Raw genomic sequence first — 7,898 nt, forward strand, 5'->3', positions numbered from 1 at the left:
TCGCTACGGCGCTATGAAAAGCGCGCGTCGCGAGCGGCTTGCTCCCGAACTGCTACACCACCGGTGGGGACACGACCATTCCCTCCCTCCCCCCCCATTAAAAAAATTGTCGAGAAATGAGGAGACGCCCAACCCCAGGTTGACGCCATCCCAAGCGAGGTCAGCCGCGCGCCAGCGGGATCAAGAAGCACGACCGCGCCGCCCGCCTGTGTCACCCATCGGCGGATCGCCCTGCTCGATCCGCCAGCGGCCGGCTGCTCTCGTTGCTCACCGTGACGGTGACGATTAATGCTCTTCGATTTCCGCGCGCCGCGCGCGTCATAGGCGTAAGCGGCGAAAAAGCCCGTGGCGGAGGCGCTCGTCAGCCGGCTCTCGGCGTCATAGGTGTGTTTGTTACCAAGCTGACGACGCGTGACAGTATTGCGCTTAAGTTTGTACCTAACCGTATGTCGTCAAAATGTTGCTGATTGACCGAACCATCACGCTCAATTGTGGCAAGTTCAGCTTCGCCGGACTCCCACACCAGTAGATCAGCCTCAATTTCGTTTCGGCGTAAATTCACAGCACAAGACGGGTTCGGTCGGTCCATTGGAGATCGCTCGAAGCGACCGATGACGCCATCTGCCTCGATGAGCGGTCTGATTGAGAGCCACCATGCTTCCACGAAGTCCACTAAACTCATAGCTATCGCCCTCCGATTACACAAACTATACAGGTTGCCGGCGGCATCGAAGCCGGTGGTGGGCCATACAACCTAGTAGTGACATTCGGACCAGGAATAACAGCCCATTCAGGCTTGCTGGCTGGAAATAGGGAGCTTGTAGTAATTTGCGTAATGAACTTATTTTACAAATGTTCTTTTCAGTTCCGCACCCGTATCCTGATCGAATAAAATCCTCAGGCCGCTCCATGTCGTTGCAAGAAGTCCTTCAGGGGTTGATATCACATCCAGAAAAACGTCAGGGCTCGTTGGCAATTTAGCAGTCCAAAGCGGGGCTCCTTTTCGGTCAATGCGAAGCAAGTTTTCGAAAGCCGAGCATTTGCTTGCATCCGGATCAAGCAACAGGACGCAGTGCTTGCCATCATCACTTGGCACAGCGCGTTTAATATCAACGCCATTGAACTGTCCTGACCAAGAGTACACCCCATCTGCATCGCGCAGGACGACTACGCCTTGAAGTGAAGAGAAAACGACATTCATAGCTATCATCCTCACGGCCGCAGGCGTGTTGGTGGTCCGTAGCTGGACAGCGGGATGCGTTCGAGGAGTTGTATCTGCGTCCCGCCTCCCGCTTGGCCGAAGGCTCCCGCAGCGGTTCCGAATTGTATCTGCGTCCCGCCGGGGATTTGGACCGGCGAAATGAACTCTGCCGTATTGCCGGAGGGTAGGGAAAGTAGGCCACGCGCAGCGCTGCCTGATTCAGGTGCAATTGGAGAAAGCCACGAACCGGCCGCCGCGCTTTCGCCTCCCCAAACTCTGAAAGCGGTCATTCCGCTTGCCGGAACCGTCCCCGATGTGATCTTACCATTCCATGCTTGTATGGTGCCGATTGCGGGAGCTTGGAGCGCGCCTGCAACATCCGAGGCCCCTCTGCCAGCAGCGATAGCGGTCGCCGCTCCGCCCGGCACGACCGGTACGACAGCCGCGACGAGATCAATCCCCAAACCTACCCCATCGACCCGGCGGCAAAATAATTCCCATTAAAAAAATTGTCGAGAAATGAAGAGATGCCCAAACCTAGATTGAAGGCATCCCAAGCGAGGTCGGGTGTCGGAAGAATCGTTCCCGTCGGGTCCACGGCGCTGAGCGTCTTCGCATAGGCGTAGGTGTTGATCCCGCCCTCGAGCCCGATGGGGTCGCTCTCGACATAGCGGCCGAGGGCGGGGGAATAATCGCGGAAGCCATTGTTGTGCAGGCGCGTCTCGGAATCGTAGATCTGGCCCGGGAAGCGCAGATCATGCGAAAAGCCCGCGGCCGCCACAGGCGCGCCATTGCCGAACGGGTCGTGGTCCCAGAGCCACACGCGGGCGTTCGCCGCATTGACGATCTCATGCGGCGCGCCGAGATGATCCGGCATGATGTAATAGGCCGCGCCGCCCTGCAGCGTCGCCACCGGCAGGTCGCCGAGCCAGACGATCTCCTCCCGCGCCGCGCCGCTCGCGTCGTATGTCCCGACGAGATGGCCCGAGAGGTCGTAGAGATAGACAAAATATTCGCGGGCCGCGCTCGTCGTCCGCGTCTTCGTCACGCGCTCGCCGAGATCATTGACGCCATAGCTCGCCGTCAGCGCGCCGACCGTGGAGCGCACCAGACGATTGCGCGTGTCGTAGCCGAGGGTGAACACGCCGGACTGAATGACCAGCACGCCCGCCGGGCTGTAGGAGAAGGTTTGCGGCTCGCTCGATCCGGATGCGACGAGGCTGACGAGGCGATTGCTGACCGGCGAGACCTCATAGGCGGCGCCGCCCGCCGCAATGCGGTTGCCCGAGGCGTCATAGTCATAGAGGATCGAGGTCGAGCCCCTGGCGTATTTCGTCAGCCGGTTGGCGCGGTCATAGCCGAAGACCTGTGTGAAGCGTCCGCTTTCACCGATCGATTTGATCCGACCGCCGTTGTCATAATCATAGGTGAGGGCGTTGCCGGTCGAGGAGGTGATTTTGGCGATGCGCCCGTCGAGATCGAAGCTGCGGACATAGGAGGCGCCCGACGCGCCAGGGCTCCCAGGAGGCGACGGCGCCGAAGGCGGCATAGGAGATCGACCCGATCAGCGCCGCCGTCGCCTGACCCGGCCGCTGCAGATTGATCGCGACAGGCGGGACCGCTGAGGATAAGGAATTTCGTATAATGCCACCGCAGTCTGCAATTGTATATTTACTCATATTGCAACAAAGACAGCCATTCTTGCTCGCTTTTTGTAATAAGTATCCCCTGCTGCATTTCATTTGTTACAACAAATTTAAAGAAAGCTGCAACGTCTTCTATCTGCTCGTCCTCATGAAAAGTGGTAACTGCTTCTATATTTTGCGAGTATGAAATAATTATATCGTCGATTCTGTCGTGAATGACTTCAGAATTTGGTCCAAAACAGACAAAATAACGACAACCCCTGTCAATCAGCTCAACAATTTTGTTGTTGAGAAAATCTCGATCGGTCCATTCAGAATCCCTCGTATCCAAGAGAGCTGCAAATGGCTGATTCAATTGATCTGACAACATAAGTTGTTCAGGTCCAGATGTGCATATTTCATGATGACGCATCATAGCCCTCCATTCAAGATTTTTTTTATGTTGTTTTTGAATGTCTGGATTTCTGTCTCCAAATGTCGGATGCGGCGTTGCTGCTGCATCTCGATCAGTTCCGCCGGAAGATTTTCCATTCCCGGCCGCACCGTCGGATTAGTTCTAAACGCTTCTAATTTACGCTCATGGGCAGCAATTTGCCTTTCCAATGATCTAATGCTCTTTTGCGCTTCTCTGCTGGGGCCTCCGTTGTCGGAGAACCAATTCAGATTGTAGAGGGCTTCGCCCGCAGCGGCTCCTGCATTCACTCCAAATCGTGCGCCGGCTAAAGCTCCACCTAGGGCGCCGGCAACTGCGCCTCCTGCCGTCCCAACGATTGCGCCGGGACCCGTGGGAGCGCTGAGCGCGAAGCCCTCACCCCCGCCTATCGCGGCTCCGCCAAACGCCCCGATAAGAGCGCCGCCGACCCCGAGAACTACGCTCCCTCCGGTTTGGTAGCAAGACAGAGAGCATTTATTGGGGTCAAGCCCGAGCGGATCGATCGCATTGACCGGATCATTCCCCGCATAGGCATAGGTATTGATCCCGCCCTCGAGGCCGATGGGGTCGCTCTCGACATAGCGGCCGAGGGTGGGGGAATAGTCGCGGAAGCCGTTGTTGTGCAGGCGTGTTTCGGAATCGTAGATCTGGCCCGGGAAGCGCAGGTCGTGCGAGAAGCCGGCCGCCGCCACAGGCGCGCCATTGCCGAACGGGTCGTGGTCCCAGAGCCAGACCCTCTGGTTCGCCGCATTGACGATCTCATGCGGCGCGCCGAGATGATCCGGCATGATCGAATAGGCCGCGCCGCCCTGCAGCGTCGCCACCGGCAGGTCGCCGAGCCAGACGATTTCCTCGATCGCCGCGCCGCTCGCATCATAGGTCCCCTGAAGATGGCCCGAGAGGTCGTAGAGATAGACAAAATATTCGCGGGCCGCGCTCGTCCCCCGCGTCTTCGTCACGCGCTCGCCGAGATCATTTACGCCATGCGGGGGGGTGAGAAATGCAGGCCAAACATCAATCCCGCCGCTTACCGCCCGTAGACCCAGTCCGGGAACGCGTCGTTCTCTGCATAGAAGATCAGCAGATTCCGTTTCTCGGTTGCGCTCGGCTGCCGATCGCTGAACACCTCCAACGCCTCATTGGCGACGTGTACTTCCAAGAAGTAGGCAAGCCCCTGCTCCAAGACTTCTTTGGGCGGCTTGAATTCATCGTCCAGCTGTACCGCGGCAGCCGGCGTAGTCTCGGACCACGGCTTTGCAGCAAAGATACACAGTCTGTCGTCCAAGCCGTCTGGCAGGATGCAGCAAGTGCTGCCACGCACTGCCTTGATGCTGATCGCGCGGAACCAGCTGCAACATACCCGGCTGGTCCGGCACGTGGTGCCAGCTCCAGCCCGCGGGACTTTGATCCAGCCGCTGCGGGATCGAGACGCCCAGGCTGTCCATCATCTTGGCGAACTCTGGATCCTTTTTCATCGTCGCGGCAAGACTCGTGTTCGCATCAGTGAAGTGTGAGCCTCGAGTTCCAACCCCCGCTTTGGCAATAGTCGTCTCAAATGCCACCGAGTAGTGCGCGGCCTTTCTACCGGCAGCGATCGTCGCTCCCGCCCCAGCCGGCACGCCCGGTAGGACCACCGCTGCAACATCGACTCCCAAACCCGCCGCATCAATCCCTGCGCTTGCGAAATTTCCATGAAAAAGATTATCGAATAACGAAACTAGGCCCATCACGACATTGGGAATATCCCACACATAAGTCTCGGGTGTCACCAACGTTCCCGTCGGGTCCACGGCGTTGAGCGGGTTGTTATTCGCATAGGCATAGGTGTTGATCCCGCCCTCGAGCCCGATGGGGTCGGTCTCGACATAGCGGCCGAGGGCGGGGGAATAATCGCGGAAGCCATTGTTGTGCAGGCGCGTCTCGGAATCGTAGATCTGGCCCGGGAAGCGCAGGTCGTGCGAGAAGCCGGCCGCCGCCACAGGCGCGCCATTGCCGAACGGGTCGTGGTCCCAGAGCCACACGCGGGCGTTCGCCGCATTGACGATCTCATGCGGCGCGCCGAGATGATCCGGCATGATGTAATAGGCCGCGCCGCCCTGCAGTGTCGCCACCGGCAGGTCGCCGAGCCAGACGATCTCCTCCCGCGCCGCGCCGCTCGCGTCGTATGTCCCGACGAGATGGCCCGAGAGGTCGTAGAGATAGACAAAATATTCGCGGGCCGCGCTCGTCGTCCGCGTCTTCGTCACGCGCTCGCCGAGATCATTGACGCCATAGTTCGCCGTCGGCGCGCCGACCGTGGCGCGCACGAGACGATTGCGTGTCGTAGCCGAGGGTGAACACGCCGGACTGAATGACCAGCACGCCCGCCGGGCTGTAGGAGAAGGTTTGCGTCTCGCTCGAGCCGGATGCGACGAGGCTGACGAGGCGATTGCTGACCGGCGAGACCTCATAGGCGTCGCCGCCGGCCGAGATGCGGTTGCCCGAGGCGTCATAGCCATAGAGGATCGAGGTCGAGCCGCTGGCGTATTTCGTCAGCCGGTTGTCGCGGTCGTAGCCGAAGACCTTGGTCGGGCGTCCGCTCTCGCCGATCGACTTGATCCGGCTGCCGGCGTCATAATCATAGGTGAGGGCGTTTCCGGTCGAGGAGGTGATTTTGGCGATGCGCCCGTCGAGATCGAAGCTGCGGACATAGGAGGCGCCCGACGCGCCGGCGTCCCAGGAGGCGACGGCGCCGAAGGCGGCATAGGAAATCGACCCGATCAGAGTCGCCGTCGCCTGACCCGGCCGCTGCAGATTGATCCCGCTGACCCGCGCGGCGCCGTCGAAGGAATAGGAGATTTTGGCGCCGGACGGATAGATGACGGCGAGGAGCCGGCCGTTGCCGGCGTGATAGATCCATTGCGTCGTGAGCGTGACCGCGCCCGTCGTCTGCGTCTTCTGCACGACATGGCCGAAGGCGTCATAGGCGAAGCTGGTCGTGCCGGTGGAATCGGTCAGGGAGGAGAGACGGCCAATTCCGTACTCGCCCTGATCATAGCGGTAGATCGCGACGGAGCCGTCGGCATAGGTCGCCTTCACCGGCCGGTTCAGCTTGTCATAGTCGTAACGCGTCGTCTGGCCGCGCGCGTCGGTCGAGGTCAGCGCATTGCCGGCGGCGTCATAAGTCTTGGTGGCGACGCCCGTGTCCCGGCTGGAGAGCCGCGCGGGTCGGTCACGCTGGCGAGGCGGCCGGCGGCGTCATAGCCGTTGCGGATCTCCGCGGCGTCCGGCGTCGTCGTACTATGACTCTCGTCGCAGGCCCAGAAAAACCGCGCAATTCGTATCATGTCACCGTAATTCCAGCTGTGGTGCTCCCAATACCAGACCGGGGCCTTGGCCGAATTAACGGTTTGGAACGGTGCGCCTCAGTGTTCTTTCGTATACGAAGGACTGAAGCCGAAATGCGTTCGGCGGCTGAACAAATGCGCCGACGGTCGAAAGAAAACGGGGCCGCCTCGGCGACCCCGTAGCAGTTTGCGCAGCGCGTCGAACCTTCGACATCAGGCCCTCGACGCGCCGGTGATGTTCATTTGTTGGCGAAATGGAAGTCCTGGACGCCGTCGTGGACGACGACGCCCGCGCTGTTGCGAACAACTGACTTTCCGTTGCTCGCAACAGGATGCGCTTGCGCGTCCAGAAGCGTTCCGGACGTGGTCGCGGTCGGAATGGACGCCGAAGACATAGTGGTTCCGGGGATCACCGCCCCATTTTGGTTTCCCACGACGAACTCGTCCCCTCCCCCACTCAACTCCAACGATCCGTCGTTCCGGAAGAGGGAGAAGCCGCTGCGAGAACCGCTCTTGTGCGTGACCGAGACAAAACCGTTCTGCATCACGCTGATCGACGCAACAGGGACCGGCGGGGAAAAACCGGGCAGGGTGGCGACGGCAAAGGTGCTCGAGACTCGCACGGCATTCGGGCTCTTGTCGGTGCCGACATAAAATCCCGCGGAGTTGCGAGCCAAGAAGCATGACGCCGAAGGCCCGCCGACGAGTGGCAGCGTCAGTGTCTTGATCTTGGATGTGCTTACCGTGACGTCTTCGTTCGAAGTGAGCGTTTGCGTTTCACGATAGATCGACAGCATGACTTGCGCGCCGGTCTGCGCGCCTTTGTCCATGACGACGATTTGCCTGCGGTAAGTCGTCGAGCCATTCGGCTCCCGCTTCTCGACTTTCGAGGTCGCCACCATCGCGCACGCTCGACGAAACGAACCCAGAGTCGCGCTGCCATAACAGCCGGAACTGTTCGTTGTGGATCCGCAGGTGGCGGATATTATGCTCGTCTTGGCGCTATTGGCCGAATAGGTGTTGTAGAGATCCGCCTCCAGCGCCTGCACTTCGGCCGAAATGCAGAGAATTGGCGCGGCCAACAGGGTTTTTTTTGTCAAAGCAGTCATGTTTTAAATCCTTTGCGATGTGACGCCCGCCGCTAACGCTCGTCGCGCAGCACGCTGAAGTTGAAGCACGGCCTTTGCCGTGCTGTCAACGCGATGCGCGCATAGCCTAGGGCTCCGAATTCGGGTTAACGGCGGTTAACGGATGGGCTCAGGCGTGATTCCCTATCGGCGGAGTGATTCTGG

General features: G+C 59.8%; 9 protein-coding genes. All 9 read right to left on the reverse strand.

The annotated features are described in order from the left end of the window. Window positions 1-361 precede the first annotated feature (361 nt). Complete coding sequence (locus K3F48_RS22970; RefSeq protein WP_222577770.1) at window positions 362-682, reverse strand: hypothetical protein; 321 nt, start codon at window positions 680-682, stop codon at window positions 362-364. 159 nt (window positions 683-841) lie between these two features. Beyond that, window positions 842-1,201 carry a hypothetical protein gene (locus tag K3F48_RS22975; protein WP_222577771.1) on the reverse strand — a complete coding sequence of 120 codons (360 nt, stop codon included), beginning with the start codon at window positions 1,199-1,201 and terminating at the stop codon, window positions 842-844. Window positions 1,202-1,667: 466 nt separating this feature from the next. Further along, entirely contained in the window at window positions 1,668-2,750 is a 1,083-nt protein-coding gene (locus K3F48_RS22980) for an RHS repeat-associated core domain-containing protein (protein ID WP_255609674.1), read from the reverse strand. A 122-nt stretch (window positions 2,751-2,872) separates the two neighbouring features. Beyond that, window positions 2,873-3,262: a hypothetical protein gene (locus tag K3F48_RS22985; RefSeq protein WP_222577772.1), complete on the reverse strand. Its 390-nt coding sequence runs from the start codon at window positions 3,260-3,262 to the stop codon at window positions 2,873-2,875. Next, window positions 3,259-4,239 carry an RHS repeat domain-containing protein gene (locus K3F48_RS24675; RefSeq protein ID WP_370631486.1) on the reverse strand — a complete coding sequence of 327 codons (981 nt, stop codon included), beginning with the start codon at window positions 4,237-4,239 and terminating at the stop codon, window positions 3,259-3,261. Before K3F48_RS24675 ends, K3F48_RS22985 begins: the two co-directional genes overlap by 4 nt. 246 nt (window positions 4,240-4,485) lie before the next feature. Continuing rightward, window positions 4,486-5,586, reverse strand: a complete 1,101-nt coding sequence (locus K3F48_RS24680; protein WP_370631487.1) for an RHS repeat-associated core domain-containing protein — start codon at window positions 5,584-5,586, stop codon at window positions 4,486-4,488. Next, window positions 5,540-6,358 (reverse strand): hypothetical protein, encoded by an 819-nt coding sequence (locus K3F48_RS24685; RefSeq protein WP_370631488.1) that lies wholly within the window; start codon window positions 6,356-6,358, stop codon window positions 5,540-5,542. Before K3F48_RS24685 ends, K3F48_RS24680 begins: the two co-directional genes overlap by 47 nt. Before the next feature lie 59 nt (window positions 6,359-6,417). After that, window positions 6,418-6,606, reverse strand: a complete 189-nt coding sequence (locus K3F48_RS24690; RefSeq protein ID WP_255609676.1) for an RHS repeat domain-containing protein — start codon at window positions 6,604-6,606, stop codon at window positions 6,418-6,420. A gap of 239 nt (window positions 6,607-6,845) precedes the next feature. Next, the gene (locus K3F48_RS23005; RefSeq protein ID WP_222577773.1) at window positions 6,846-7,715 is read right to left on the reverse strand and encodes a hypothetical protein; all 870 of its coding nucleotides are present in this window, start codon (window positions 7,713-7,715) and stop codon (window positions 6,846-6,848) included. Window positions 7,716-7,898: the final 183 nt, after the last annotated feature.

Origin of the sequence: Methylosinus sp. Sm6, assembly GCF_019802345.1 — a bacterium.
Taxonomy (GTDB): Bacteria; Pseudomonadota; Alphaproteobacteria; order Rhizobiales; family Beijerinckiaceae; genus Methylosinus.

Excerpts from the sequence above, each read along its gene's own strand:
- K3F48_RS22970 (WP_222577770.1), bottom strand. The coding sequence starts at position 682 with ATGAGTTTAGTGGACTTCGTGGAAGCATGGTGGCTCTCAATCAGACCG.
- K3F48_RS22975 (WP_222577771.1), bottom strand. The coding sequence starts at position 1,201 with ATGAATGTCGTTTTCTCTTCACTTCAAGGCGTAGTCGTCCTGCGCGAT.
- K3F48_RS22980 (WP_255609674.1), bottom strand. The coding sequence starts at position 2,750 with ATGCCGCCTTCGGCGCCGTCGCCTCCTGGGAGCCCTGGCGCGTCGGGC.
- K3F48_RS22985 (WP_222577772.1), bottom strand. The coding sequence starts at position 3,262 with ATGATGCGTCATCATGAAATATGCACATCTGGACCTGAACAACTTATG.
- K3F48_RS24690 (WP_255609676.1), bottom strand. The coding sequence starts at position 6,606 with ATGATACGAATTGCGCGGTTTTTCTGGGCCTGCGACGAGAGTCATAGT.
- K3F48_RS23005 (WP_222577773.1), bottom strand. The coding sequence starts at position 7,715 with ATGACTGCTTTGACAAAAAAAACCCTGTTGGCCGCGCCAATTCTCTGC.